The organism is Gimesia fumaroli, from assembly GCF_007754425.1.
Taxonomy (GTDB): Bacteria; Planctomycetota; Planctomycetia; order Planctomycetales; family Planctomycetaceae; genus Gimesia; species Gimesia fumaroli.
Genome location: NZ_CP037452.1, coordinates 130,634 through 157,548 on the forward strand (window position 1 = coordinate 130,634; position 26,915 = coordinate 157,548).

Below are 26,915 nucleotides of genomic sequence, written 5' to 3' on the forward strand. Positions count from 1 at the left end.
GCTTTTTCTGCTTGTGTAGAGATTGTCAATTATACCTGTTGAAGCGGTTATTTAACAGATGAGGCCACTCGTAACCCGTTAAATAGACAATAATTCGGGAAAATAGGACGAATCGTCATTGTGCTTACAAAATGACTCATTCCGACGATTCCTGCCAGCCGAAATTTGAGATAGTGGCTTTCATTTTGAGAGGGTCGCTGTCTGGCGATTGAAACATACAAAATCGACCGCAATTCTGGAAAGTCAAATTTCGAGTTTTTCGGTCTTTACGAAGCGACTTTGCCTCGTTCGTGAACCGTCACAGGTTCTGAGAGAAGACAATTGATCATTAAAGTTGACTGACGGGGGTTGGATGACCCTCAGATCCAGTCGCATTGGTGGATAAACCACAATCAAATCCAGGGAGGGATTGTTATGGCTCGTGCGAGTCTGAAGGTAACCCTGCTTACCGGGCTGTTACCGGCATTTTTACTGATGGCGCCCGCGATTAAGGCTGCCGAACCAGGTGCCGTCCAAAATGCAGTTGTCCAGCAGGAAAGCCACTCAAAAACGTCGAAGTATAATCCGATTAGTTGGTTCAAACGAAAGTTGACCCGCTCAACATCAAAACCAGCCAGCGTGCAGCAGGTCGGACATGAACAGGGAACCGCGCCTGTTCCACCCAGACGTAGCTCGTTTGCACAACGTCCTAAACTCGGGCGTCGCAATTCTGGTCGTGGTTATATTCAGCAGGTCAGCAACCAGCCAAACATTATTACCTCGGCTCCAGCACGTTTTGAAAATGCTCAGCAGGCACGGCCCATCAGCTACACCAACGGACATTTCAAGCACCATAAACAATATGCTGCCGCTCAGCCAATGCCATCCGCCGCAGGCATGAGAGTACTGCCCGGATATCCGCAACTGGGAGCCCCCATGTATCCGTCTCCCAAACCTGGGATTCCTGATTATGTCGGCCGTACCATCATTACCAACCAGGCTCTGGCACCTCAGGAAATGTTGTACGCACACGAGTACAACGCCATGTATGGTCCTTACTACTACAACGTCAAAGGGGGCTGGATGTGGACACCTTTCGGAATGCGTTCTCATGAACGATGGAAACTGGAAGGGACTCGGGTCAACGTAAAATACAAAACCAGTTTCGGATTATTCCCTCGATTCATTCCTCCACACATTAAGTAATGGCTTTCCCGGGAAAGGCTGTTGAAACCAGAAAACGTTTTCAGACTGAGTCGTGAATTCACTCAGAGATACGATCAGGAAAAATAACATGCACAATTTCACTTATAAATTAGCGGGCTTACTCGCAGTCGCAGGCATCTGCACTGTCCTGTCAGCGCAAAACCTGCAGGCAGGTGAACCCGGCAGCCTGAAAATAAGCCAGAAAGCCGGCGCACCCATTAAGCAGGTCGGTTATATCAATGATAAATGTGGCTGCAAACAGAACCACGTTTATTCATATTCGAATGGTCCTGCCTACGCAGGCGGCGGTTGCCCAAGCTGTCGAGCCGGTTCAAGAACCTCCGCCGGAATCGGGAAACGCGGTTCCTTACGCGAATTTTTGCGTTGCAAATTTGGTTACTTCATCCCGACAGGATGTGGTGGCAAAGGTTGTGCTCCGTTCGGACATTACAAAATGACTTACGCCGTTGACCCATATCAGTTCGATCCACGCGACGGGCAGCTTTATGGCGCTCAGGGTTATGGTGTTCCGGTCGCAGTTCCACTGGCTCCGAATGTTCGCCATACCTACAACTACGGTTGGGGCGTTCCTTCAAGCCGCTTGACTCCGGTAACACGCATCGTTCAATAATTTAAAACTTATAATCCTCAATCGAGTCCAGGAAGATTGATATGAGAATTTTCAACGTGCATATGCTTGCCATTCTCGCAGTGACGGGCATCATGGCTCACACTGCTTCGAATGCCGGCGCTGAAGAGACACAAGGCGATATCCAACTCGTCGAACATCACGTTCGCGGCGGAGGCTATGCTTATAACTGTCCTGCCGGCTATTCAAATCGATACGACGGCGATGGCGTTTATCGAAATTATAATTCGCGCGAAGGATTGGCTTTCTTAAGAAAATGCCACACTTCGCCCGGTCATGGATGGTGCCCGCCGTCAGCTCAGATGATTCAAAGAACCAATGTGCAATATCAGCGGTATTACTCGAATCAATACATGGGACAGGCTGGCCCCAGAGGCGGTGCCAACTATCCGCAGATTTATATGCCCACCGATACCACGCAACTCGGGTTCTATTATCAGAGCGTACCAACCTGGCAACCACGTGCCGGAATGATTCCTCCGCCACCAAATCCCAGTATGTACCACACCCGTGATTGCCGTTCCTGCAGAGGGCGTGGCTGCCAACACTGCCGCGGTCAACACTTCGGTGGCCCCGTGTATTACTCCACAGGAAACCCGGGAACACCACAGCCCGCAATGCAACCGGAACCAGAAGCAGCATCGCCAGCAGTACCGCCGGCTCCTTCCAAGCTGAATCAGGCTTCCTACGAAAAATAAAACGGACTTTCATAGCGAACTTCGTTTCGTGATAAACGGTACTGAATGAAACAGAGCCACCCCTGATTTGCAGGGAGTGGCTCTGTTTTTTTGTTGAACGCACACAGCACAAAGACCCTCTTGACTTGTTTAAAAAGGCTCCATTCTCTCTGACTGGTAATGAAAAAATCAGCCTTGACTGCAACGCGCATCGCCCGATGATGCGTTGCATGCGTCGCGCGCGAGTGAGCACCGATTTCATACTGAATCCCTCGCTCCCTGTGATTCTGCTCCCCATAAAACCCACTGGTTTGAGGCAAATTTAGAGAAATCAGAGCATCAGGATGTCTCAGATTGTGCGACAAAGTGCGACAAATACGACCAACTTTTGACACAACGCCGACAACCTTGTGCCAGGTCTTGTCCAAAGCGGACCAACGTGCGACACACTTCAGGTCTTGACGTTCCCACGCGGCTCGCGAAGATGAAATCAGCTGGAAAAACAGTCTTGCATCAAACCCAAACCTAAAATCACTCATGACGAAGGTCCTGTTAAAAAACTGAGCGGCTCGATACCAGCCGCCGTGATTATTGAAGTGGTTTTCAACATCAGGAGACGGCTTTGCTCTCTCACCGCAGAAAAAATTTGAACCCACGCATTCTACCCGATATGATCAACCTGACCGCAGATGAACAATGGTAAGTGACCCAATTCAAAAATAGGGATAGGCCCGAATAAAATTCGAGCAGCAAGTGACAGAGTATGCATACTGATTTCCCTCAGTGGGTAGCACTGTTGGCTTGCCAACAGTGATCGAGAAAACGGGTTGACGAAAGAAGTAAATGATTCATTGTTCGTGTTTTTCATGGTAGCAAAAAAGAATCGCCGGGTACGAAAAAATTCTGCTGCATTAACACTATGTAACAAGGTCGAGGACGAATGTTTTTCAAGCGAAAACCATACCGTGTCAAGTTGAGAGGACACTCCAGGGTGATCTACTCAGAAGGGTCAAAGGTCATGAATCTTTTTTATGAGATGACCAGTGGTGATGAAATTGTCATGCACAGAAACGAATTGCAAAGATGGTCTCCACCCGATGACAGATTCGTAATTTCGGAGGAAGAACAAGCTCGAATTCAAACCAATATTTCCGAAGAATTAATGCGATCTAAAATTCCTGTGGAATGGGCATAATGAAACATCTACCCCCCGGAATCGCTTTGTTACTGCTGGGCCCGCTGTTCGGCGAACTGATTTCAGGGCACCAGACACTGTTTCAATTTATCAACCCGCTGAACTTTATTCTGTCAGCGCTCCCTTATGGTTGTGGCGCTGTTCTCTGTCGGGAACTGGTGGTGCGCTGGGGCAAAGGTTGGTTTGCACTGGTGCTGTTGGGAATCGCGTTTGGGATTTATGAAGAGGCGATTGTCGCCCGCTCGTTCTGGGACCCCGAGTGGGCCGAACTGGGTGCGCTCCGCGACTACTCATATTGGCAGGGGGTGACCTGGATTTATGCCGAAGTCCTGATTCATTTTCATCTGACCATCAGCATTCTCTGCAGTGTCGTATTAGCGGAAATTATTTATGCTGATCGACGAAACGAAACGTGGGTCAGCAACCGTGGGCTCATTGCCTGTGGAGTAGGCTTACTTCTCTGGATGCCGGCGCTGATGCTCATTAATCCTTACATGCCGCCCCTGGGTGGTTTTGTGCTTTCCTGGCTGGCGATCGCTGGTTTAGTCTACGCTGCCTGGCGGCTGCCGAATCAGGTCTTTCCACAACGCGATGGAAAGTCAGTCCACCCGTTCTGGTATGCGTTGATTGCCGCCGTGAATATGACGCTGGTGTTTGTCAGCGTGTTCGTACTGCCGGAACTGAATCCTGCCTGGCTCCCCGCCTGGCCGGCAGTGTTTGTCTTTGTCGCTCTGCTGGATGCGCTCACATTCTGGATCATCATGCGCTGGTCCGGCAATGCGACCGCCTGGGACGATCGACACAAGCTGGCGCTGGTCATCGGCCTGACGGCGTTTTTTATTCTGATGGATTTTCTCAAAGATCTCGAATCCGATTTCACCGGGCTCAGCATCGTCGCTCTGATCACCATCTGGGGCTTCTACAAAACATGGCTGCACGTGAAACACAGAGCCGGAACCTGCCCACAACCACTGTAGAAATCGGGCGTTCCTTTCTGATGTTTTATGAATTTCCATTGTGAGTTTGTACTGGCGGTGCGTCGAGAGGCGGGTCGACACATCGATCGACCCCTACGAGCGTGTTTTGTAAGTGCAAGCCCGTATTTTGATGCGTTGCGTTCATAAAAATCGCATTTTTTAATGAATTCTATTTTCCAATAGGTATCATAGAGCCTGATTCTGTTTTTCTGAATCCGATCCGTTCGAGAACTCAATTTCTGACGCTGCTAGCCGGCGGGCACACGGCTCAAGTGTAACTTTCTTATCATCTGAAAGCAGATACAATGAAGTACGTCCTTTCGCCACTGCGCCGGAATGCAATATTGCTTGTGTTTCTGTCTCTCCCTCTCATGGTAACTGCAGCTGAGCCTGCCTCGCAGAAGAAGACAAAGTCGGAAACTGAAGACAATGTTGTCTTGAGCGGAGTCGTCGTAGATGAACAGGACCAACCGGCGGAAGGAGTCAAGGTCTTCGTCGAATGGCAGTACCCGGAACAGGATCGGGCCGAAACCAAAACCGACAAGCAGGGACGCTTCACATTGCGCGTATCCGCTCAAAGTGTACGGCATCAAGCGGTCCAGGCAGTTGTGAATTCACCACCGCAAATGGCACAGCATGCGCTACCCTGGGTCATCAAGGGCAAAGATCCTTCTCTGGGAAAATTGCGATTGCAATTACAGCCAGCGCAACGCGTGGAGCTGCACGTTGTCGATGCCACAGGCAAACCGATCGCTGATGCCAAAACAGGCATCATGGGCGATTATCGGATTTGGGGTACGCGTGAAACCGATAGCAAAGGCCAAGTTGTCTATCATGTGCCTCATGATGTGAAAATTAAATATGTGTTCGCGCTCAGCGATAGGCATGGTGCGGATTACAAAGCCTACGTCTTACCCCGTGGTCAGTCCGGAGACAAAATCACCAGGCCACCCGCGTTGCCCGATCATTCCGTTCAATTGAAACTGGAGGGAGCCCAACCTCTGAGAGTACAACTGAAAGAGCCAGACGGCACGCCAATCGCAGGCGTCAATGTCTCTCCCTGGTACATCAAGAAGCCAGATCAACCACAGGATCTGAATCTCTCTTATTTCTACAAATTGATCCAGCAAACAACGGATGCAGAAGGTAATGTCGTCTTTGGATGGATTCCTCGCTGGCATCAAACTCCCCTTACCATCTGGCCTCGCGATCAAGAGCACGTCCATCAACGCGGGTCGTATGATCCGAAAACAGGGGAGGGCACGCTGACCATCAAGCTGGAAAAGCTGGTCCCGATTTCAGGGAAAATAACACTCCCCGATGGTTCACCGGCAAAAGGGATCTCTGTCTCTGCCTCTGGTGAAGGGTATCAGTTTGACTCGTTTCGAAAATCGGCGCACACTGATGAGCAAGGCCGTTATGTCATCAAGGCGGCTCCCAATCAGGTTTATCTCGTTGTGGTGAATGACAAGAAATGGGCGTCCGCTCCGCACACCGGATTTGCGCTCTGGCCAGACAAGCCGATCGAAAACCTGGATTTCCAGCTCCGCCCCGCGACCCGTTTATTTGGTCGTGTCACCGTCGGTTCCCAGAATGAACCGGTCAAAGGTCAGCGAATTCATGTCTATCAGTACGGTCAGGATGCCAACAATATGCAGGGTGTAAAGCTGCCCAATCCGGAAAACAGTAATAAATGGGTGCAGCCCATTACTGTGCATAGCACTTCAACCGATGAAAACGGGAAATTCGAATTGTCTGTCGGTGATGGGAAGTTTGATATTCGCGGCCCCGCACAGATCGCGGTTCAGAGAACAAACACCGTCCAGAAATTTGAAATCGCCGGCGAATCGGAAAAGGAGTTTAACTTCCATGCCGTCCGACCGGAGAAAGGAATTCTGGAAGGAACCATCGTCGCAGGTAACCCGCCTCAGCCGGTTCCGGATGCCGAGGTCACCGGAATCTATCGCGCCAGCCTGGCAGGGGGTGATATGAAGGCAACAACAGACAAATCAGGTAAGTTTAAAGTCGAACGCGAACTGCATCGCACCGTGATTTACGCGCGCAGTCAGGATAAAAAACTGGCGGGTGTCGTCGAGATCGGCCCCGATGATAAAACCGTCACGGTGTCACTTCGTCCGCTGGGAACTGCTTCCGGCCAGCTCGTCGATGCGAAAACAAAACAGCCGATGCAGGAGCGTGAAATCAGCTACGGCGTCAAAGTGCATCTTGGCAATAATAACGCACCCTGGCGAACCAGTTTTGGCGGAAAGACCACCACTGATCAAGAGGGACGATTTGAAATCTCTAATCTGGTTCTGGGACAGAAATATGACATCAATCTGGTAATTCGCCCGAAAGATAATCCCAACAGAATCAGTTGGCGGTCTGTTGAAACGGTGAAAGCGGAAGAGAGTCAGCCGATCGACCTCGGCGTTCTGGAAGTCAAACCTCCTCCCAAGCCCTATAAGCCACCGACACTGGAAGAACGCATTGCCAAAGCATTCAACGTAGAAGGCACGCCCCTCGAACGGTTTGCAAAGTCAAAGCGGGACGCCAAAATCACCATGCAGCATCTACTGATTCTGTTTGGCGATCCCCAAAGCGAAGCAGTCAAGCAATTTATGACCCTGCGTTATCAGGATCAGGACGTTCGTAAGGAGCTGTATTCGTTCCTCGTGATGGCCGTCGATACGTCTGCCGACAAACGCGACGCTGCGCAGGAACTGGCTAAAACACTGGGAAAAAATCTCGACGGGGTCCATGCCGACTTCTCTCTGGTCATCACCGACGAACAGGGCAAACCCATCGCGAACGCCGATGCCGGTTCTCTATCAACAGACGGCAAGATCAACAAGGAGAAAATTCTCGCGCTATTGAAAGCACACACCGTACCAACACTCGATGCACAAGAGCTGCTCGCGACCGCGCTCAAACAAGCGAAAAAAGAAAACAAACGCATTATCATTCAGGAAACCGCAACCTGGTGCGGCCCTTGCCGACTGCTCTCCCGGTTTCTGGTCAAGGAACGCGAATTATGGGAACGCGACTATCTCTGGATTAAGATCGATCACCGCTGGACCGGTTCCCGCGAAATGATGAAAACCATGCGCGCTGGTGCCCAGGGGGGGATTCCCTGGTGGGCGATTTTAGACCAGGACGGCAAAGTGCTGGTGACCTCCAACGACGAGGAAGGCACGAACATTGGTTTTCCCGGCGAGCAAAGCGGCCACGAACATTTTCGTAGCATGCTGGAAAAAACGGCCATCCGTCTGACGCCGATGGACATCAACACGCTCGTCGAGTCTCTGAAACAGAATGAATAACGACTGGGTGGCATCCATGAGGAAGCTGATCAGCAGGGTAGAAGTGAGACCACGGCTTACAATCAAACAACGATTGCGTCTACGCGTATTCTGGTAGTCATTCAAAACCCCGCTTCCGCGTAGCCCGTCGAAAAAAATCCAAAAACATTTCAAAAATCGCGTGATATTCTCTGAATCGCACCGCCTCTCAGGTAGTCTGGTAACATTCCATTTCCACAGAACGTAGAAAGTCAGTTCCATGAGCCCAGCTGAGATCAGTGCACCCAAGTCGAATCGAAAAACCCTGGTTCTTCCACTTCTGATTATCGCGATCGGCAGCGGCTGGTTACTCACCACGCTGGGGCTGGTGCCCGGCCTCAACTGGATCTGGGTCCTTGGTCTGGCGATTATCGGTCTGCTCTCGTTTGCCGTTAGTGGCCTCGACAAATCGACGGTTGTGATCGGGCCTTTTTTCCTGATCGCCAGTTGCCTCTCCGTCCTGCGTCAAACCGGACGACTTTCCTTAGATGTCGAAGTGCCGATTCTGGTGATTGTGATCGGCGTCTTACTGCTCATCGCTCGCAGTAAATCGATTCCCTTTCCCGAATGGATGGTCCTGGACCCTGAAAACAAACCGGCCGAGTGAGTTCAACGTGTCACATAAAATGCATTCCAAAACAAAAATTGTCTCCCTGCACTGAATTCGATATCATCCGCCAAACAACAGATTGAGATCAGTCTGAAATCATTTCCAGAAGACTTAGATCAGCGAGTGGCAGAATGCAGGGAACAGCGACACAACAGCAGATATTCGAAGAAATCACCGCACCGCTGGGCGTGACCTTTGATTCGGAGAGTCCGGTCAAAATCATTCAGCAGCCCGGCTATATCGATTCACCTGTGGCCTCGCATGATTTCGCGACCGCGGCGCTCGCTGCGCTTGGTAAGGCGACCGCGACCATCGGTCAAATGCGCGGGCTCGGCTCACAGGCAATGCACATCGACCGCCGCCATGCGGGACTGGTGCTGAATTCGGTCGCCTATCATTTTCAGGAAGGCTGGCAACTCGATATTTCGCCCGTGCATACACCCGTAAATAACTTCTTTGCGACCAAAGACGGTCGGCACGTGATGTATAACGGGGCCTACACTCATCTGCGGGAAGGCATTCTACAGTTTTTGAATTGTGTGGGAGAACCGGAGGCGATTGCCGACGCGACATCACACTATGCTGCGCAGGATCTGGAAGACCGGCTTTCTGCGCTGGGGCTCTGCACGACCATTGTCCGTGATCGGGAAGAATGGCTGTCGCATCCGCAGGGGAAAGCGATCGCCGCCGCACCGGTGATTGAATTGACAAAAATTGCCGATGGTCCGCCCGAACCGTTTACGGAAGACGCATCGCGGCCCCTGGAACAGATTCGTGTGCTCGAATTTGCGCGGGTCCTGGCCGGGCCGACGATTGGTCGCAGTCTGGCGGAGCAGGGGGCCGACGTAATTCACGGCCGCCATCCTTATCTCGATCACATTTTTCCTTTTGAAGTTGAGACCGGCTGGGGGAAAAAGGCGGCTTACCTCGATTATCAATCTGAGCGGGATCGCAGTTTGATTTTCGACTTACTCGAATCAGCCGACGTCTTCATCGATGGACTGCGCCACGGTGCCATGGCGCGTGCGGGTTATTCCGTTGAAGAATTGACGCGACGAAAGAAAAATCTAATCATCGTGCAGCTTGACTGTTACGGATTTCAAGGCCCTTGGGCAGAGCGTCGCGGCTGGGAGCAACTCGCACAGAGTTGTACGGGACTGGCGAAAATCCATAGCGCCAATCAACCGCAGCTCAGTTTGATTCCCGCTTATTTCAACGATTATGGGACCGGTTTGCTGGGAGCCCTTGGTGCGACAGCCGCCCTCATTCGTCGTGCGACCGAAGGGGGGAGTTGGCTGGTTCGTGTGGCGCTGGCCAAAACGGCGATGCTCGCGACCCGGTATCACAACAATGTTGAAGAACCCGTGCCGATTACACAGGAAGACCTGGAGAATTATCTCGTCGATCAGGAGAGCCGCCTGGGGCTGCTCACGCGGGTCGCACCGGCAATTCAGTTCGAACGCACTCCTGCATTCAGCGCTCGCGCAGGCACTGCTCCCGGCTCAGATACACTCAATTTATGTTGGGACACTGAACCGGCGCCCTCCCAGCCGCTGCCCCATCGACCTACCGAAATCTTCCACCAGCACCAGGTTCACTGGAAAGCCAATCAGACGTTGTGAGAAGGGTACTTCAGCTGATCCCCGAGTCTTGTTCTGTGGATCTTTTGGCAAACGTCATTCGAAAGAGTGCTGAAGTTGCTTTTACTTTTGAAGGTGTTTTAAAAGATTGATGTAATCCTCTTCCGTTCCGGGAAACGCATAGGCTTTCTTTTCTCTGCCTGCCTTTTTGCCAATTTCGACATTGATGTGCGGTCCTTTATATTCATCCCAATCAAGTCTCATTCGTTTATATGGTACTCCCTTCTTTGTCTCAAAGCCGACGACTTTTCCTTTACCAGCATGCTTTCTTCCAATGTATTTCAAGCGCTCCGTTGGTTTGATTGTTCCTATTTCTCGTAATGCGGCATTTCTTGCTTGTTCAAAGGATCGATATCCTTCGACGACTTCCTTTCCTTTAGTGGATCTGGCGATTCCCTTCGTCGTTTTTCCCAGCAGTTTCCCTCCCGTGGCAAGGTTACCGATACCAGGAATTGCTGCCGCCATTGATAAAGAGGCGTTGAACATGTCGCCTTCGATGGCGTACCAGCCGGCGTTAATTATGTCGATTGGTTCACCAATTAAAGGGACCATCCCCAGTACGTCAAGAATTCCGTGGCCTATTTCGGAGACTCCGGAATCATGGTTGTCCCCTTCCGTAGTTGATGGTTCGCTGGCAGGTGTTCCAGCAGATCCCGGAGCCTCTTTTTCAGGTCTTGTTCCGGGCCTTTTGGTATCCTCATAGTGGGTGTCATTGTTTGGTGTTTCTTTTGGAAGCCAGGGTTTATTTTTTTCTGATTCTGGAGCTTTGACCGGATCGTGTTGATTCATCTGTCCGGCGGTTCCTTCCGGTCTGGAGGCTTCTTTTTTCTCCGGACCTTTCGGGGGTGATGAACCAGAGGGGATTTCCAGTTGATATTCGGTTTGACTCGAATCGAATGAGCTGTCCCGGTTATAGCCGGGTGATCCTATATTCTTTGTGTCAAGCCGTGTCCCATCTGGACCATATAAGTCAGTGGTCTGATCCCACTCTCCAGACCGCTCCTGTGTTGTCGAAATTTCAATTTTGTTCCCAGCTTTATCTTCAGCTGAAATATTTATTGTGATACTTCCATCTTGGTTTTTTTGACAGGTTCCTTCCACACTGGCAGTCACATCATCATGAGGCAGGCCGACTTCCAGTTCATTGTCTTTTGTCCGGCAAACGACCGATCTGTTACCAGACGAATCTGGTTGATAGTCTGCTTGAAGACCATCAGGATTATTACCATCAAGCAGAATCGTTTTTTGCGGCTGCCGAGGTGGCCCCGCTGAAATACTCGTCGTGCCAATGTCGACACGCTCCGTATCCGCTGGCGTCATCTCGCCGGGAGTCTGTTCCATTGGGTCCACTTCGGTACCCGTTTGTTCAACCTCCGTTTTCGAAGCAGAAAGCCCGCCGGCATCGGTTTCTGAACTGGTTCCTGATGACTCCGTCCCATAACCGCCAAAGTCCAGTGAGTCGTTGGAATCGGTTCCCGACAGATCATGATCTTGTTCACGATCTGAACCGGAATGGGTTTCATTGCGATCTCGTCCCCCCACATCAAGATTAGTATCTTCTCGATGGTGGCTATGTTCGCGTTCCAGGTCGGGGTGCTCCTGGTCCTCACGTCCTGGTGAATCGTGGTCGGTCTCGGGATGATGTGTTTCGTGTTCCCGTTCAGACTGGGCCGCGGTCTCTGAGCGATCGGTCTGATCGCGGTCCGGTTGTTCGCGGTCGCCATGATCGGGAGGATCACGCTCGATCCGTTCCCGGTCAGGTCGCTCGGGACGTTCCGGCTTTTCAGGGCGTTCGGGACGCTCAGGTCGCTCTCGATCCATTTCTCTGGGCATAATCAACCTGCCTTACAACCGGAATGGGTCACTTTGGTCCAACAGCGAAGGGGCTGCCGCACCAACGTCGGGAATGATGGCAAACGAATTCTGAATTCCCAGCAGATTTACAATCGGACCATTGACCGCCAGTGCCGGGCTCCAGAAAGAATGATTTTTGCTGGCAGCAATGCGGATTAAATATTCCTGTTGTGTACCAAGAGGATAGCTGGTTTCCAGAAAACGAGTGATACTCAGCTTGCCGGTAGCCAGAATTTGAGGGTCTGATGTGCTGCCTGCTTTACGTCGTCCCAGTTGCCATTTCGCCTGTTTGTCTCCGGGAAACGTGCTGACGCTGTCCCATTCGAGCTGGATTTGCTGAAAAAACAGATCAAACCCCAGTCGGCTTAAACCCGTGGGGATGGGCGGGCGCGTGCGGATCTTTCGGAGCGGGCTGGAGAAATCGGAGACGTCTCCGCGCGCTTCATCGCGTGCTCTGACTCGCAGATTGTACAGTTTGTTCGGTTCGAGGTTTTTAAAAGTTGTTCCCGGGCTGACACCGCTGCGCACGTCACCGCCACCAAAATCGAGATCGTAGGTAATCCCGCTTCCTACAGAAGGCCATGTTAACTGAAGTGAATTCGCTGCACGTGCCTTTACGTCGGCCAGGGGGTCATCGGCGGTTGTCGACGTTCCGACCAGTCGGGGACGGTCAGGCGTTTTCGGCCGGGTGAAAACGGAAAAGGCATCAGAGAACGGGGAAAACAAGTTTCCCTTTTTGGCGCGAACTCGAATGATGTGTTTGGTATTGTCAGGACGATTTGCCAGTAGTTTTGGCGGAGCACCTGTGTTGACGTGCGTTACATTAGAACCGACTTTGATTTGAATCTGATATGAATCAACGGGAGTCACTGTTCCCCAGGTGATCTTAAGCGAAGCAGCCTTGCGGTTTTTTTCACGTTCGCTGGCATTGCTACCAGCGAGTTTGGGAGTGCCCGGCTTGGGTGGTGGCGGCATCTGATATTCCCACTAACCAATGTGTTTATAAATTGGTGATTTTAATGGTCGTGTTGTCACGGTCAAAGTGATAATTCAAAGGCAGCATACGTCCTTTTTCCTCTTTTGATGGATCAATTAAGGGGTTTTCGACTTCCAGTATGAGTTCCCATTCGTCGTTGTCGACCGCATGCCCTCTGACGGAAACCACTTTCGCGTCGGGAAATTTCTGTGGTTTGTCATTCTCGAACAGTGATGTTGTCTCGACTACGGCTGTTGCCCCCACACGGATGGGGCCGGGATGACGCAGACGACCTACCAGCAGCACCGTTGAGTCATCTTCAATGCGTAAGACAGGATCGCCTGCGGTAACGCTTTCGCCCAGATCTTTGTAAATCGCCGTGACCAGACCGCCAACGGGACTCGTCAGGAAAGTATGCGCCAGGTTCAGCTGAAGTTTCAGGACTTCGTTATCAATTAATTCAAGTTCGTTTTTCATCACTTGATCGAGGTCATTGTTGACCAGATGACCGTACATTTCTTCGGCCAGTTGTTCGTCCATCAGATCGATTTGAGTTCGTAAAAAACGAATCAATGCATCACGCTTTGGAAAGACGAATTCCCGGTGTTTTGTGGTTGAGGTCTGTTTAAATCCATCCTTACCCCCTTCTTTCTTTTCTGTGGTATCCAGGTACTGAAGCGAGTGTTCTGAGCTGGGGTATCCTTTTTCTGTAATATCTTCCCATTTCTTTTCTTTGGCATTGTACCCAATCGGTTTTCCGGCATTGGTATGGTGCACCAGAATCTGTTTGGGGGTTGCAGGCGGATTGTCTTCATGGACGTGCGTTTGATGTCCCTGGATCTGCGCCCCGCTGCCGAGCGTTTTACTTTTGGTAACGATCCGCCCGTTATAGGTCACATCTGTGGAAGAAGTGCCTTGGACTCCCGCTTTTCCATATGCTTTCTTCAACGCATTGAATTTGTCTTGGGAAGCGGCAATCAAAGTACCCAGGCGCTGTTGTTTGGTTTTAGGATTCGATCCCGTCGCACTGTCTGGAGGAACCGCCGCACCTCCTTTATACATCGCTTTTAGTTTCTTGATCAGCTGTGCCTGATGTTTATATTGCTCTCGGAAAATATTTTCACGCTGCAGCAGTTTTTGGTCCAAAGCCACGCACAGGCTTTTATTGCGAATCGCGAAAAGCGTTCCAGAGCTGAGCTTGGATGCAATTTCTGTGGCATCGAAAGTCAGCTGAGGCAGGTTTTTCGATCGTGCGGTTTTCGCATCCTGTTCCATTAATTCATAAATGGTGGTTTCCAGATTTGTCTCGGTAATCCGCTTACCGAGTCTTGCGGTTTGAGTATTCTGAAACGCGATCACGCCTGGCATGTTAAATGCCAGATCAACCGAACGAATGGGGCGAACTAATAACGAACGAATTTTCGTATCTGCCATGATGTATCTCACATGTTGAATAAAGTGTCAGTTTGATTGTGGACAGACAATGGTACATCGCACCATAGAGTCGGAAACATCATCGGTGGTTTTTGCGCCGATCAGTGTGACCTCATTTAACCGGAAAATATAAGTTTCGCCGGGAGCCAGTGTGCCGAAGGGTACAGCTCCATCATCCTGATTTTTCGTAAACAGTTTCAGCGAGACTCCTAACTCGTCATTTCGACAAATCAGCAGTGAGTTACTGGATATCGCCTTCTCTATCCCGACCCCACCCCACAGAGAAGTGTTTTTGGGAAGGACTTTTACATCGTAGCTGTACATGGCATCGCCTCTATCTGGTTGTGACTTCGAGAATTCCTATGGACGATACGAGTTCTGCTTAGGGCGTTCCAATTGGCTCCTGCTTTCCCGTTTCACCGTCCAATATTTGCCATTGATTGGCATTGGGCTGAAAACGCAGTACGATCACTTTTTTTCCGCCTTTTCCGTGTGCAACGCGAAGCACCTGGTTCGAGATCCATTTCAGATGAACTGGATAGTCAGGCGTTGTTTCAATCACGCCACCTTTATCTGTGGATTTAAAATTTCGCGGATCGTTGGTCACTTTGATCAGTTTTCCCGGTGACCCGATGCCATAAGCGACGAAATGGTTTTGAAACCTGACAAAGCAGGTTGCGTAAGATTGGTCTGCACTTTCATCCTGATCTGATCCGGGCGGATTGAGCTTGACACAATGCGGACTGTTAAGATGCGCCGCACCCACAAGTGACTGAGTATTCAGACGGCTGCGAAAATAAATTTCCAGTTCATTGTTCTTCTTACCTGTGACCTGAACACGAAGCTGATTCGCTTTCTCACCGGTCACAAACACGTTTTGTTTCGCGGGAACTGTGCAGGCCGGACAGTAGCGGGCCACACGGTATCGACCGGCAGACGTGTGTTGTGGATTGGCGGTGATGAATGCCAGAACCAGAGCCATCAAGAACAAGGCGTGCAGCCGATGTCGATCAGAGAAGACGATACATTTCATTTCATTCTGCCTTAATTCACTAATGCGAACACATAAGAGAGCTAAAATTTGACCACTTCGCTTAGGTTTCTTAGGCTACCTATTTTTTCTCGGGACTTCAAGCAAATTCTTTTTAAAGAGAGTTCGCAGCCAACCAACCGGTTGAAGGGTTACGGGCGCATGTCTAAAACGAAAGACAAATTTCCCCGTCTCCCGCTTCTTGTAAATAGCGGATAACACGGTTTTCCCTTCTGCCATTCAAGCACTTCGCTGGAAAAAGAGACTCGCGTATCATGTGGACTTTTGTATGATAAAGAGAAAGGGCTTCTCTTCTCACATCTGCGGAGCTTGTTCTCATGATGGTTCGGACACTTCTCATCGCCGGTTTTGTTTTTTGCACCCTCACCCAGGACGCCCATGCGGGGATGCCCAGTGCCTCACTAGAGTTGACCGACATCGCCAAGCTTCGGCTGCAGTCTATCTCCTTTTTTCTGATGGTGCTTTTCTTGAGTGCGTGGATTTTCAAACTGCTCTGGAACCTGCTGGCAAAAGATTTTTCCAAGTTACCCGTGCTGTCTTATAAGGGAGCCCTGGCGGGAACTGTACTCTGGGGGCTGATGTTTCTATTTGTATTGACGATGATCTCCGGAGCCCGTGAACTGCTCACACCCGGTGCCTGGGAAAAAAATGGGCGAACGTATCAACGGGCTGGTTCCGAGCCGGAAAAACCGGGGGCGTTGCTTGAGGAACGTCGCCAACAACTCGGCGAATTACGGACGGCACTGTTCATGCACGTGGCGACACACCAGGGAAAGTTTCCTGAGAAAGCAGGGGATGCGGTGTTCACAGAAGAGTTCTGGCTTCAGCCGGGTGACCTGCGGGTGAAGTATGGTTACGTAGTCGGCAACAAGAAAACCGAGCCGGCCGAGCCGCTCGCCTTCGAGCAGGCTGTTTATGGAGACGATCAACAACTGATACTGTTCACTGATGGCGCGATTAAAGTGCTTTCGCTCAAAGAAGCACAGGAGGTGCTCAGTGGAAAATAAACCAGAAGCGAAGCTAAAACGGAAACAGTATACCTTCACCGCTGTCATTGTGGCCGGCGTGATCCTGGCTTTTTTCATGGTGTGTGCCGGGATTGTTTTTCCGGTTCAAGGACTGTTTTATCTGGTAACAGGCTGGTTTACTTTTTTATACCGCGTGAGTCAACAGATCACGGTTTCCGCATCTGCCCTAGTGACATCACTGGTGCTGTTGGTCCTGATACTGGTGATCATTCAATTGTTGGGGAGATATGTCACCAGGCTCTTATCGCAGAGAGAGACTATAGCGTTCCCGATTCATTGGCAGTTTCGCTGGACCTGCGCCGTACTAGTGTTAGTGGTGATTACATTTACCGGCGGCTTTGCTGTGGTGGGGGTTGCCCAGTTGAGTGTTGGGCTGGTGACTGCTAAGAAGGCAATGCTCTATTCATCTTATGGAGCCCGAGAACCTACCTTGAAATATGGTTCATTAAATAATCTGCGAAATGTTAGCTTTGGGATTGTGATTTATTCATCCGGCGCAAAATCAGAACTGCCTTCAGGTATCATCAGTCCTACCGGTCAGCCCCTGCACAGTTGGGAGACACAAATACTCCCTTTCCTTGATGCAGTGGGGCATCGTCAGAAAATAGATGATTTTCAGCCTTGGAATTCAAAACGTAACGCGAAATATTTTAAAGAATCATTTCCTGTTTTCATCATTCCCGGTCGAGATCGTCCCAAGTTTAACACCAAAGGCTATGGTTTATCTTACTATTCATTAAACAGTCGGGTTTTTTATCCTGGCAGCGTGGCCCGGCTGGATCAGATTCCAGATGGTACCTCAAGCACAATCATGGGAGGCGAAGTTTTTAGTCGTGTTCGTGCCTGGGGTGATCCAATCAATTTCCGCGATCCAGCCTTGGGGATCAACAAGCATATTGACGGTTTCGGCGCGCCCTGGAAAGCAGGTGGTGCGCGAATGATTTTTCTCGATGGCAGCGCTCGTTTTATCAACAATGAGATTGATCCCGCGGTTCTTAAAGCCCTGAGTACACCCAACGGTGGTGAACCTGTTGGAGAGTTTTAAATACAATTCGAGTCAGGTACTTCAATGACACCAGAAACCCTCACACCAGCAGAAAAGCGACTACAGCGTAGAGTCATCGCGGTGTGCGCATTTATGACGCTCTGCTTCGTGACGCTCTGCCTGGGCGTCGTGTTCCCTGTCCAGATGGGATTTCAGTTAGTCATCGGCTGGACCAGTTACATTGCCCGCGCGCTGCCTGTTTTTACGATTTCTGTTGAGCGGACGACTTGGTTTCTTGTCGCCTTGATACTGTTTACGCTGGGCATCCACTTTGTCTGTAAAAAACGGTATCGACGCAAACAGGCATCGAAGGCTGAGTCGGGCGAATCTAATTGGCGTTTGCGCTGGACGCTCTCGCTGGCGATGATGTGTCTAATGCTGGCACTGAGTGGCATCTGCGTGATCAGTATGACGCATCAGACCTGGTGGATGGTGACTGGCGAGAATATGGTGGCCTATCGTCGAGGTATGATGGCTGCCAGACGCAGTACCTCGAAAAACAATCTGAGACAAATTGGTCTGGCGATGCACGACTATCATGAATCGAATTCCCAGCTTCCCATGGGGGGGACGTTCGATCAAACCGGTCAGCCTCACCACAGCTGGACAACACGTTTGGTACCTTACCTGGATCAAGCTGAGTTGTATAACCAGATTGATTTTCATCAGTCCTGGACGGCAGAAGCGAACCAAAAGGCATTTCAAACCAGAATCCCTGCGTTTCAGAACCCCGGCTTATATTCAGATTACGATCATGGTAAGAGCAGTGAAGAAGTGTTCCGAGGCTACAAGCCCATACATTACGCCGCCAACAGTCGTGTCTTCAATGTGAATTCCGGCCTGACTTTTAAAAAGATCCCCGACGGCACTTCGAATACGATTTTTGCAGGCGAAGTCAAAGCCGGCATCAAAGCCTGGGGTGATCCGCTGAATTTTCGTGACCCGGTTCTTGGAATCAATGTCAATCCCCACGGTTTCGGCGGTCCGTTTACAGGGGGCACACAAGTACTGATGGGAGATGGTAGCGCGCGTTTTATTTCCGATGACATTGACCCCGCTGTCCTCAAAGCGATCAGTACTCCCAACGGCGGCGAGCCGGTAGGGGAGTTCTAACATGGTACGAGACCGCCTGCTGGCAATCGGAGATATTCACGGCTGTCTGACTGCACTGAAGTTATTGCTCGAAAAAGTCCAGCCGACGCCCGACGATTTGCTGGTGATTCTGGGCGACGTCATCTCGCGCGGGCCGGATACGCGGGGCTGTATTGAGTTGCTGATGGAGTTGCAGGAAACGATGCCGCTGGTCTGTCTGATGGGTAATCATGAAGAGTATATGCACGATGCCCGCGATTCGGATATTGCCTGTGGTAGTTGGATGTATTTTGGCGGCGAGGAGACACTGCTCTCGTATGATTCGGACTATGCAAAAGCCGACATCGAAAACGTGCCCGACCGCCACTGGGAATTTATCGAAAGCTTCCAGGATTATTTCGAAACCGATCACGAGATTTTCGTGCATGGCATGGTGGACCCTGATCTTCCCTTAGCAGAGCAGGATTCCACGGAATTTCGCTGGCGCAAGTTTACCGATGTCCGTCCGCATCTTTCTGGTAAACAGGTCATCTGCGGCCACACGTCTCAGAAGTCAGGCATTCCGGTAAATCTCAAGCATTCTATCTGCATCGATACCAATGCCTGTCGCGGCGGCTGGTTGACCTGCCTGGATGTGAATGGAGAAGTCGCCCATCAGACCAACGAGGACGGCGAATATCGGATGCTGGATATGAACTCGCTGGAGTGAATCTTCTGATTGATTATTCAGTCAGTGAGAGGAAACGATTTCAGCCGATCGAGCCGGTATTGAAAAATACGTTCGACATCCTTTTGCACAAACAATCGATTGATCAGGGCGCCGCCCAAAACCGCATACTCGACTTTGTCTCGTACCATTGTGCCGCCTGCCTGCTCCTGAAACGTGTGTTCGTGCCGCCAGAAGCGGTACGGTCCTTTCAGTTGCAGATCCACAAACCGGACTGGCGGCTCCCAGTCAGTAATTTCGGTTCTCCATTTCATGGGAAGCCCGTGCAGCTTGAGCCGATAGTCGATGAGCGCTCCTTCATGAATCGGTACTGGTTTGGGAGTCACAATCTGAAAATGCAGCCAGGGGGGCGTCAGTGATTCGAGATTCTCAGGCCGGGCAAAGAAGTCAAACACGTCCGAAATCGAATGTGGAATCAAGAGTTCGGATTGTAGCACATAAATGCCCTGCGTCGTTCTGTTGATTGTGACCATATTACGTGATCCGAAAAAGTCATTCCCCAAATTTGAAAAGGGCTCCTTGAAAAATCGGTCATGACGACTAAGAAATTAGCAAACGCCCGCGATTTAATTGAACCGTCCTGCAGGATTATTGTCCTGGAACACGGAAAAGGAACAGCAGTTTTAGTAGATTCAGAGAAATGAGTAGGAATTCCACCGATGATCACAGCCGATTCTGAGCAGAAGTCACAAAAGTTCGTCATTCTGGGGGCGACGGGGGCCATCGGATCCGAGTTAAGCCGTCGACTGGTGCAAGCGGGTCACGAAGTCTTTCTCGGCGGTCGAAACCAACAGCGGTTGCAGTGTCTCGCTGAGGAATTAGCTGCGTCTTTCCAGACGATTGACGGAACCGATCCGGAATCGATTGAGCTGTGTATCCAGGGAGCTTGCGGGAAACTGGGACACGTTGATGGTGTGGTGAACTGCATCGGTTCGGTGCTTCTTAAGCCGGCACATCTGACTTCCGATCAGGAATGGTCCGACGTACTCACTCTGAATTTAACCTCCGCATTTGCGGCGGTACGCAGTGCCGCGAAAGTGATGGGGCGGCAGGGGGGAACGATCGTGCTGATTTCTTCCGCGGCCGCACGGATTGGGCTTGCCAATCATGAAGCGATTGCCGCCGCCAAGGCAGGTGTGATCGGTCTGACGCTCTCGGCTGCCGCGACTTATGCCAATCGGGGAATCCGCGTCAACGCGGTGGCGCCCGGGTTGATCAAATCAAACATGACACAAAGTCTCTGGGAAACCCCGGCGGCCGAAGCGGCTTCGACCGACATGCACGCGTTGAATCGAATCGGCGATCCAGCGGATGTCGCCTCGATGATTGAATGGCTTTTGCAGGCGGAGAATAACTGGATCACAGGCCAGGTGCTGGGCATTGATGGCGGGTTAGCAAGCGTCGTGCCCCGCGCCCGACAGAAACGGGGTTGAGCTGAAAGCGAACTTGAATTCGCGATAATTGAACTGCCTGTGCCAGAATCAAGTTACTGTTTCATCCGCGCTTGCAGTTTTTGATACTGGTCCTTGAGATCATCGTTGCCTAGTTCGGGATAAAGCAGTTTGGTTACGCCGAACAGTTTTTTCGCCTCGGCTTCGTCGCCCGAATCATACATGGTATGAATGACGTGCAGCCTTGCGTCCAGCCAGGGAACGGTGCCCGGCTTTTCTACTGCTTCCAGTTGGCGCCATTTGGGTGTTGCCTGTCGCATGCAGGATTTAGTGCCGCAGCGTTCCAGCAGTAATGCCACCTGCCTGATGAGGGACGAGTCTTGGGGAGACTGCTTTAACAGTTCCTGATAAAACTCCAGTGCTCTGATTGGCTGATCGATGGCCAGATAGGCTTCTGCCAGACAGAGGTCCAACTGCTTTAGTTGTTGTGGGTTCAACTGTTCGCGGCGGCTGGCCAGCTTTTCGGCTGACTTGAGCTGCAGCATTCCCAACTCTCGGCGGGCTTGCGGCGTGAGTTCCAGATCAATCTGTGAAACGCCATTCAACACGGAGAGCAGTTCATCGGTGCCCGCGGTCTCCAGGCTTTCTACCAGTGACTGGGCGGCAGACGGATTGCCTTGTCCGGCGAGTGTGATGATCTGCAGCCGTAACGCCTGATTGGAAATCTGATTCCAGAACCGAATTTGCTGAGTCGTTTGTGAAACGCTGGCCTCGGAAAGTTCGTTGTTTCTTTTTAATTGTGCTATCATGCGGGACGCCGTGTGATGAATCAGTTCCAGCAGTCGATTCGCTTTCCGATATTGAGGCGGGCTGTCATTCAAATAGATTCGCGTCAGTCGCAAGGCGATTTCCGACTGGGAAGGAAGTTTTGCTGCATCGGTTCGATCAGGAAATCCGGCGAGGAACTTTTCCAGAACGTCAATCGCTTCCGCCCGCCAGGCGCCGGTTGGCTTATTCAGCGACGTCAAACGCAGCAGAATTTGTTCGTAGCAGCGGGCAATGCCTAGATGGGCGTCGGCTGCCTTGGGTTGATTGTCCGGGATTTCCGAATACAACACGAGCGCTTTCGAGTACTGCAGCCGTGCTTCTTCCAGCCGCGCCAGCATCCAGCCGGCTTCGTAATAGCTTTTGCTGTTGGGGAACCGTGTACGGACTTCTTCGAGCGCTGTCGTATAGGCAAGCCGTCGAGACTTCGTTCGGCTTTGTGAATAGAGTTGACCCAGACACCAGGCCGCCAGCAGATTCGCGTCGGCTGCCTGGCCGTTGGCATCATACTTTTGCGCCAGCGATTGAAACTGGGCAGCCGCCTGTTTGTATTGTTTTGCTTTGAGCTGCAAGGAAGCGCTGGTAAAACCGAGTTCGAAGGCCAGGTCAGTTTTCCCCTGTTCGGCGGCCTGCTTTGCTGTTTTGTCGTAAGCCGCAATGGCCTGATTCAGTTTGCCTTGAGAATACAGGAGTTGTGCCTGCTTTAGACTTTGGGAAATGCCACTTCCATACTGGTCGACCTGATGTTGTTGATCGACCAGCATACGTGCCCGTTGTGACCAGTAGCCGGGTTGTGTTTTCTCCAAATACTTTGCTCGTGTTTGGACTTCCTGCCAGAGCTCCTCGGCGATCGCGGTCTGCTGATTATTCAAGGCGACTTCTCTGAGTTGAATGAGCGAATCGATTTCCAGATAACCGAGTTCACTGGAATAACGGCCGTGCTCCTGACGGTATTTGATGATTTGTGACGCCGCCAGTTGTGATTTGTTTTCTGACAGTAGAATACGAATCGATTCTACAAAGATCGGCTCATTCAGATAAGCCGGCGGTTTTTCTTTCACAAGCGCCTGGATCCCCCGCGCGGCGGCTGCGTAATTTTCTGCGATACGATCGCATTGAATCAACGCCAGCTTGCTGAGCCAGGTGATTTGCAGAGTGGTGGCGCGTCGGGAGAGTGGTTCCAGCCACTTCTCCGCTTCGGTCAGGCTGGTTTTTCGTTGCGGACTCTGTTTGTCGTAGAGATCGGCGCTTTTGATTTTGGTCTGGGCAATCAACAATTGAAAGTCCAGCAGCGTATCGCGGATAGTAGCTGTTTTGAGAACGGTAAAGTTTTTAAAGGTGCCCGATTTTTTGAGGAGCTGATTCAACTGCGTTTCCGCTACCAATAATTCCCTGTCTGCCTGGGACAGTTTTGCGAGGGCTGTCTGCTTCAGCGACTCATTATGCGGAATTGCTTTGGACTGCCAAAACAGAATCTCAGCTTTCTGCGAGGTGATCCGTGCGCGTTCGGCTTGAAACACGGCTGCATCAGCCCACCCTGGATGATCTTTGTTAATTTGTGCGAGTGTTTTCTCTGCGCGATTCCAGAGTTCGGCCTGTTCGTCGCCGTTGGCCACCATCGCATGTGCTGCCAGTGTGCGTGCCAGCTCCAGTGTATAGCGGGCGCGCTCGGTATCGGAAAGACGTTCCTCGGACAGGCGTTCTAAACAGTATCCTTCGGCGATGCCAAACAGATGCCTCTGACGCAAGCCTTCAAAGTAGGATCGCGTCTGGTCATCCGCAGAGCAGGCATTCCATGCTGTGAACAGCACGACCAGAAAACAGGCGAGGCCACAACAGAGACCTCGTTCACGCGGGCCTGACGGGGATGCGGTTTCAGATTGTGCGGAGCAAAAATGCATGAGACAAATGGAGCGAGCAGTGTTTGACTAAGAGATCAGAGCAGGAAAACAGGGAAACGATTATCGGTAATCATACACGTCGCGGCCCATTTCTCACAGACCTTCTTTTTCGCCTGTGAAAAACCAAAACCGAGGATGGAATCAGTTCGTTTCAGGAGTTTTGCGAACGCGCGGCAATTCCGGCAGCACCAGCAGGTCAGCTCCGGCGTTTGTGCGATCAACGGCGGTAATGGTCGGGCTGCCATCAGTGGGTTGAGTAAACTGAAGTTGAGCAGGCTGCAGTTGAGAGCAGGGGGTCTTCATCAGTTTCTGGCGCTCAGTCAGCCAGGGAATTTCCATCTGATAGCTGTTGACTTCAGAAGAGAGTCCCCAGATATCTTTCCAGTCGAATGCATCCAGCGAAAGGATGCCGGTGGTTCCCTGTTGGGATTGGATGGTCCAGAATGTTTCGAAGCGATCGAAATAATTATTGGAACCTTTCCAGGTCAACAGCTTCTGTCGGAAGTCATTTTCGTTGGTATTGCCTTTCATCTGCACGAATGGGGCATCGGTTCGGTCAAAGAAAATATTGTTGCGTGCCGTCACATTCAGTGGAATCAATTCACGGGGAATTGCGCCACTGTCCATTACAGCCAGCCCTTTTCCGAGAAGCAGTGTTGTATGATTTAATACCAGTTCCAGAAAATCGCCTTCTGTCGGTTTATTATTACAGCCGACCAGGTCGATCAAAGCCTGTGAAATCATCAGTGCGGAATTGGTGATTTCCAGACGAGTGGGCGCTGTTTCCCGAATCGAGAAAGCATAACCGTCACAACGGAGCACCGAGTTGACGACTTCCACGAACGTCGATTCTTTCACCTGGCGTTTGCCCATCATTGAATCGTCATTCAGACCCTGGTTAATCGGTTCGTTCATTTCAAACAGGGCAACCTGTTGACTGCTGGTGTTGGAGCAGGTCACGGTTACCTGGTGTAAGCGAATATCATGTGCGTTTTTGAGCGAGAAGATTGCCCACGAATCTGTATTCAAATCTTTGACATTAACAATGATGCCCAACTCAAACAGTTCCAGTGAACCGTTGGAGATCTGGATCATGTGAGTCTGAAACCCTTCTGCCGGTTCTTCAACAGATTCAAAATGTAAGATGGGTTTGCGATCTTTAGCAGCACGAATGCGCACGCGTTTGTTATTGATGTGAATGGGGGCTTCTTTGCGAACCCCGGTAAAACCGAGTTCAATAATGCTGCCGTCATCGGCGGCCGCACAGGCGGCATCCAGCGTTTTGAAATCCTGACCGGCCGTCCCATCCGGATTAATAATCGTGATCGCGGGAATTTCGATTTTCCGGATTTCGGGATCATTCTTTTTTGGGAAAGGATCTGGCTCTGAGACCGGATCGTCTTCTGGAACAGGAGCCAGCGGAACCATGGATTTTTTCTGGTTGCTGCTGTTCGACAACGCTAACTCTGTTCCGGGGGGGCTTTCCCTTAGCACTTTATTTTTGGGTGGATTACTGGCTTCAATTAAATCGTTGATCGTTTTTTTCGAAGACAACAGCGGTATTTCAAAGATTTCATTCAGATCTTTGGAACCTTCGGACAGAGTCATTTTTTCCGGTTTTGCATCCGATGTCTTCTCGTTTTCGAGTGAATGGGGAGTTTCGCCGGTCTTGCTTTTGTTGCCCGTTTCAGAGGGTTCCACAGCTGCGATGGCTGTATTTTTTGAGAGTGAGCCAGCGGGCATTTTCTCAGGTTCGGGCAGAGGCAGACTGGCATCCGGGCTGATTTCATCTGGATGGGAGCTGGCCGGCTTTGCCGGAGTCACCTCCGGTTGTGTTTCATTTTGAGTGACGCTGACAGTAGCCGGGTCGAAGGTTGGATAACGATCGAGCAGGTAGACGACCACCAGCAGGACCAGGGCTGTAGCAACCCAGCCGACATATCTTTCCAGGAAGCCCAGCCGGGAGCTGGTTGGTGAAGTCCAGACCAATCCTTCCGGGTTCACGCCGCGTAGATCCAGTTTTGCGGCGACCTGCATTAAATGGAACATCAGTTCTTCAGGCGTCTGATAACGGTCTGCCGGATCGCTGGCCATCATTTTCTGCACGATCAGAGACAGCTCGCGCGGCAGATGTTTATTGATGCTGGCAGGATCGGGAACATTTTTTCCGCTATGATCGAGCAGTTTTTGTAAAACGGTTCCTTCGCCGTAAGGAGGTTCACCTGTCAGCATATGATACAGCGTGCAGCCCAACGAATAGATGTCGCTGCGCACATCGACGTTCCGTGGGTCTTTGGCCTGCTCGGGAGAAATATAATCGAACGTGCCCAACGTGGTGCCGGCACTGGTCAGGTCGGCTGACGCATTATCGCTCTCTTTTCGTGCCAGCCCCAGGTCAACCAGCTTGGCTCTACCACCGGGAGTAATGATGATGTTGGATGGTTTAATATCACGATGAACGACTCCGGCTTTATTGATGTGCTTCAATGCCGAGGCAATCTGCAACGCATAGTTCACCGCTTCTGCCGCCGGCAGAATGCCGCGCGAATGAATGATCTCTCTGACGTTGGTACCCTTGACGTATTCAAAGGCAATGAAGTTCAAGCCCTGATCTTCGCCGATGTAAAACACACGCGAGATATTTTCATGATCCAGGCGGGCGGCTGCTTTTGCTTCGTTCTGGAAACGCTTTACCGAGCCTGCATCACGCGACTGTCCTGGGCTGAGAACTTTTAATGCAACGACGCGATCCAGTCGTGTATCAATTGCACGGAATACGGCTCCCATGCCTCCCCGGCCAATTCGTTCGCGAATGATGAAATGCTCCAGTTGCATGCCGGAAGGACTGGCTGCTTCTTCCTGTTGTGCATCAGGATCATCGACGGTAGGGGGGAAGAGACGGTTCCAGACCGAAGAGCGGGCCAGATTGGTTTGTGAACCGGTCGTATCACGGCTGGAATCGGGAGTCGGGATCGGCTCCAGCGGGCTGATGATGGTCTCAGGCCCATCTGCTTCAGGAACCGGGCGCGCAAAGAATTCCGGCAATGATTCCTGACTTGTCATTGAGCGTTCAGATTTTGACTCGGAGCCCATGATCTAAAGTTCACTTAAAAATAGCGTTGATTCAACGTGTGAAATGATATCGAACGTCTCTTTGGGCAAGCAACAGCGTAATCCAAATTCACTTCAATTGTTGAAAATAAATGCCGGATCTTGCGTGTTCTACGCCCGTCCCAATTCTTATTGGAATACTGTCTGGATTTGATTATTTCCTAACTCATATGAATATAAGATGTTAGGAGTTTTCCGAAATATCG

General features: G+C 51.0%; 21 protein-coding genes. 12 read left to right on the plus strand and 9 right to left on the minus strand.

Going from position 1 to position 26,915, the window contains the following annotated elements:
- Positions 1–414: 414 nt before the first annotated feature.
- The 3 genes from Enr17x_RS00515 (at position 415) to Enr17x_RS00525 (ending at position 2,532) form a co-directional block, all read left to right on the plus strand.
- Complete coding sequence (locus Enr17x_RS00515) at positions 415–1,185, plus strand: hypothetical protein (RefSeq protein ID WP_145305303.1); 771 nt, start codon at positions 415–417, stop codon at positions 1,183–1,185.
- Between the two features lie 88 nt (positions 1,186–1,273).
- A complete protein-coding gene (locus Enr17x_RS00520) occupies positions 1,274–1,816 on the plus strand; it encodes a hypothetical protein (protein ID WP_145305304.1) in 543 nt (180 codons plus the stop codon).
- 41 nt (positions 1,817–1,857) lie between these two features.
- The gene (locus Enr17x_RS00525; RefSeq protein WP_145305305.1) at positions 1,858–2,532 is read left to right on the plus strand and encodes a hypothetical protein; all 675 of its coding nucleotides are present in this window, start codon (positions 1,858–1,860) and stop codon (positions 2,530–2,532) included.
- Here the strand turns inward: Enr17x_RS00525 and Enr17x_RS00530 are convergent.
- The gene (locus Enr17x_RS00530; RefSeq protein ID WP_145305306.1) at positions 2,520–3,050 is read right to left on the minus strand and encodes a hypothetical protein; all 531 of its coding nucleotides are present in this window, start codon (positions 3,048–3,050) and stop codon (positions 2,520–2,522) included. The two genes, Enr17x_RS00525 and Enr17x_RS00530, sit on opposite strands and share 13 nt — an antisense overlap.
- A gap of 655 nt (positions 3,051–3,705) precedes the next feature.
- Between Enr17x_RS00530 and Enr17x_RS00540 the strand changes: the two genes are divergently transcribed.
- The 4 genes from Enr17x_RS00540 to Enr17x_RS00555 all read left to right on the plus strand — a co-directional run bounded on the left by Enr17x_RS00540 (position 3,706) and on the right by Enr17x_RS00555 (position 10,256).
- Positions 3,706–4,683 (plus strand): hypothetical protein, encoded by a 978-nt coding sequence (locus Enr17x_RS00540; RefSeq protein WP_145305308.1) that lies wholly within the window; start codon positions 3,706–3,708, stop codon positions 4,681–4,683.
- A gap of 305 nt (positions 4,684–4,988) precedes the next feature.
- On the plus strand, positions 4,989–8,006 hold the full coding sequence (locus tag Enr17x_RS00545; protein WP_145305309.1) for a carboxypeptidase regulatory-like domain-containing protein: 3,018 nt from the start codon (positions 4,989–4,991) through the stop codon (positions 8,004–8,006).
- A 238-nt stretch (positions 8,007–8,244) separates the two neighbouring features.
- Positions 8,245–8,631 carry a hypothetical protein gene (locus tag Enr17x_RS00550; protein WP_145305310.1) on the plus strand — a complete coding sequence of 129 codons (387 nt, stop codon included), beginning with the start codon at positions 8,245–8,247 and terminating at the stop codon, positions 8,629–8,631.
- A 134-nt stretch (positions 8,632–8,765) separates the two neighbouring features.
- Entirely contained in the window at positions 8,766–10,256 is a 1,491-nt protein-coding gene (locus Enr17x_RS00555; protein ID WP_145305311.1) for a CoA transferase, read from the plus strand.
- A gap of 81 nt (positions 10,257–10,337) precedes the next feature.
- On the opposite strand, the gene Enr17x_RS00560 is transcribed toward Enr17x_RS00555, so the two are convergent.
- Genes Enr17x_RS00560 through Enr17x_RS00580 form a run of 5 tightly spaced genes read right to left on the minus strand, consistent with a single transcriptional unit; the run spans position 10,338 to position 15,571 of the window.
- Positions 10,338–12,107 carry a hypothetical protein gene (locus tag Enr17x_RS00560; RefSeq protein ID WP_145305312.1) on the minus strand — a complete coding sequence of 590 codons (1,770 nt, stop codon included), beginning with the start codon at positions 12,105–12,107 and terminating at the stop codon, positions 10,338–10,340.
- A 12-nt stretch (positions 12,108–12,119) separates the two neighbouring features.
- On the minus strand, positions 12,120–13,103 hold the full coding sequence (locus tag Enr17x_RS00565) for a fibronectin type III domain-containing protein (RefSeq protein ID WP_145305313.1): 984 nt from the start codon (positions 13,101–13,103) through the stop codon (positions 12,120–12,122).
- Positions 13,104–13,128: 25 nt separating this feature from the next.
- Positions 13,129–14,538, minus strand: a complete 1,410-nt coding sequence (locus Enr17x_RS00570; protein ID WP_145305314.1) for an HlyD family efflux transporter periplasmic adaptor subunit — start codon at positions 14,536–14,538, stop codon at positions 13,129–13,131.
- A 27-nt stretch (positions 14,539–14,565) separates the two neighbouring features.
- Entirely contained in the window at positions 14,566–14,862 is a 297-nt protein-coding gene (locus Enr17x_RS00575) for a hypothetical protein (protein ID WP_145305315.1), read from the minus strand.
- 58 nt (positions 14,863–14,920) lie between these two features.
- Entirely contained in the window at positions 14,921–15,571 is a 651-nt protein-coding gene (locus Enr17x_RS00580) for a hypothetical protein (RefSeq protein ID WP_145305316.1), read from the minus strand.
- A 335-nt stretch (positions 15,572–15,906) separates the two neighbouring features.
- Here Enr17x_RS00580 and Enr17x_RS00585 point away from each other — a divergent pair, with 335 nt between their 5' ends.
- From Enr17x_RS00585 to Enr17x_RS00600, 4 genes are read left to right on the plus strand one after another with little or no spacing between them, the layout of a single operon-like run.
- Positions 15,907–16,596, plus strand: coding sequence for a hypothetical protein (locus Enr17x_RS00585; protein ID WP_145305317.1), 690 nt, complete (start codon positions 15,907–15,909; stop codon positions 16,594–16,596).
- Positions 16,586–17,662 carry a DUF1559 family PulG-like putative transporter gene (locus tag Enr17x_RS00590; protein ID WP_198000883.1) on the plus strand — a complete coding sequence of 359 codons (1,077 nt, stop codon included), beginning with the start codon at positions 16,586–16,588 and terminating at the stop codon, positions 17,660–17,662. Before Enr17x_RS00585 ends, Enr17x_RS00590 begins: the two co-directional genes overlap by 11 nt.
- Positions 17,663–17,686: 24 nt before the next feature.
- Positions 17,687–18,775, plus strand: a complete 1,089-nt coding sequence (locus Enr17x_RS00595; protein WP_145305319.1) for a DUF1559 family PulG-like putative transporter — start codon at positions 17,687–17,689, stop codon at positions 18,773–18,775.
- Position 18,776: 1 nt separating this feature from the next.
- Positions 18,777–19,463 carry a metallophosphoesterase family protein gene (locus Enr17x_RS00600; protein ID WP_145305320.1) on the plus strand — a complete coding sequence of 229 codons (687 nt, stop codon included), beginning with the start codon at positions 18,777–18,779 and terminating at the stop codon, positions 19,461–19,463.
- Positions 19,464–19,480: 17 nt separating this feature from the next.
- Here Enr17x_RS00600 and Enr17x_RS00605 read toward each other — a convergent pair whose 3' ends face one another.
- A complete protein-coding gene (locus Enr17x_RS00605) occupies positions 19,481–19,954 on the minus strand; it encodes an SRPBCC family protein (RefSeq protein ID WP_145305321.1) in 474 nt (157 codons plus the stop codon).
- A gap of 186 nt (positions 19,955–20,140) precedes the next feature.
- Between Enr17x_RS00605 and Enr17x_RS00610 the strand changes: the two genes are divergently transcribed.
- Positions 20,141–20,914 (plus strand): SDR family NAD(P)-dependent oxidoreductase, encoded by a 774-nt coding sequence (locus Enr17x_RS00610; RefSeq protein ID WP_145305322.1) that lies wholly within the window; start codon positions 20,141–20,143, stop codon positions 20,912–20,914.
- Between the two features lie 53 nt (positions 20,915–20,967).
- On the opposite strand, the gene Enr17x_RS00615 is transcribed toward Enr17x_RS00610, so the two are convergent.
- Together Enr17x_RS00615 and Enr17x_RS00620 are read right to left on the minus strand one after the other, a co-directional pair.
- On the minus strand, positions 20,968–23,598 hold the full coding sequence (locus Enr17x_RS00615; protein ID WP_145305323.1) for a tetratricopeptide repeat protein: 2,631 nt from the start codon (positions 23,596–23,598) through the stop codon (positions 20,968–20,970).
- A gap of 141 nt (positions 23,599–23,739) precedes the next feature.
- Positions 23,740–26,661, minus strand: a complete 2,922-nt coding sequence (locus tag Enr17x_RS00620) for a serine/threonine-protein kinase (RefSeq protein WP_198000884.1) — start codon at positions 26,659–26,661, stop codon at positions 23,740–23,742.
- Positions 26,662–26,915: the final 254 nt, after the last annotated feature.

Coding starts and splice junctions, on each gene's coding strand:
- Enr17x_RS00560 (WP_145305312.1), bottom strand. CDS start 12,107: ATGCCCAGAGAAATGGATCGAGAGCGACCTGAGCGTCCCGAACGCCCT.
- Enr17x_RS00540 (WP_145305308.1), top strand. CDS start 3,706: ATGAAACATCTACCCCCCGGAATCGCTTTGTTACTGCTGGGCCCGCTG.
- Enr17x_RS00565 (WP_145305313.1), bottom strand. CDS start 13,103: ATGCCGCCACCACCCAAGCCGGGCACTCCCAAACTCGCTGGTAGCAAT.
- Enr17x_RS00550 (WP_145305310.1), top strand. CDS start 8,245: ATGAGCCCAGCTGAGATCAGTGCACCCAAGTCGAATCGAAAAACCCTG.
- Enr17x_RS00545 (WP_145305309.1), top strand. CDS start 4,989: ATGAAGTACGTCCTTTCGCCACTGCGCCGGAATGCAATATTGCTTGTG.
- Enr17x_RS00525 (WP_145305305.1), top strand. CDS start 1,858: ATGAGAATTTTCAACGTGCATATGCTTGCCATTCTCGCAGTGACGGGC.
- Enr17x_RS00570 (WP_145305314.1), bottom strand. CDS start 14,538: ATGGCAGATACGAAAATTCGTTCGTTATTAGTTCGCCCCATTCGTTCG.
- Enr17x_RS00605 (WP_145305321.1), bottom strand. CDS start 19,954: ATGGTCACAATCAACAGAACGACGCAGGGCATTTATGTGCTACAATCC.
- Enr17x_RS00575 (WP_145305315.1), bottom strand. CDS start 14,862: ATGTACAGCTACGATGTAAAAGTCCTTCCCAAAAACACTTCTCTGTGG.
- Enr17x_RS00530 (WP_145305306.1), bottom strand. CDS start 3,050: ATGAGTGATTTTAGGTTTGGGTTTGATGCAAGACTGTTTTTCCAGCTG.
- Enr17x_RS00515 (WP_145305303.1), top strand. CDS start 415: ATGGCTCGTGCGAGTCTGAAGGTAACCCTGCTTACCGGGCTGTTACCG.
- Enr17x_RS00620 (WP_198000884.1), bottom strand. CDS start 26,661: ATGACAAGTCAGGAATCATTGCCGGAATTCTTTGCGCGCCCGGTTCCT.
- Enr17x_RS00600 (WP_145305320.1), top strand. CDS start 18,777: ATGGTACGAGACCGCCTGCTGGCAATCGGAGATATTCACGGCTGTCTG.
- Enr17x_RS00615 (WP_145305323.1), bottom strand. CDS start 23,598: ATGCATTTTTGCTCCGCACAATCTGAAACCGCATCCCCGTCAGGCCCG.
- Enr17x_RS00595 (WP_145305319.1), top strand. CDS start 17,687: ATGACACCAGAAACCCTCACACCAGCAGAAAAGCGACTACAGCGTAGA.
- Enr17x_RS00520 (WP_145305304.1), top strand. CDS start 1,274: ATGCACAATTTCACTTATAAATTAGCGGGCTTACTCGCAGTCGCAGGC.
- Enr17x_RS00555 (WP_145305311.1), top strand. CDS start 8,766: ATGCAGGGAACAGCGACACAACAGCAGATATTCGAAGAAATCACCGCA.
- Enr17x_RS00580 (WP_145305316.1), bottom strand. CDS start 15,571: ATGAAATGTATCGTCTTCTCTGATCGACATCGGCTGCACGCCTTGTTC.
- Enr17x_RS00585 (WP_145305317.1), top strand. CDS start 15,907: ATGATGGTTCGGACACTTCTCATCGCCGGTTTTGTTTTTTGCACCCTC.
- Enr17x_RS00610 (WP_145305322.1), top strand. CDS start 20,141: ATGATCACAGCCGATTCTGAGCAGAAGTCACAAAAGTTCGTCATTCTG.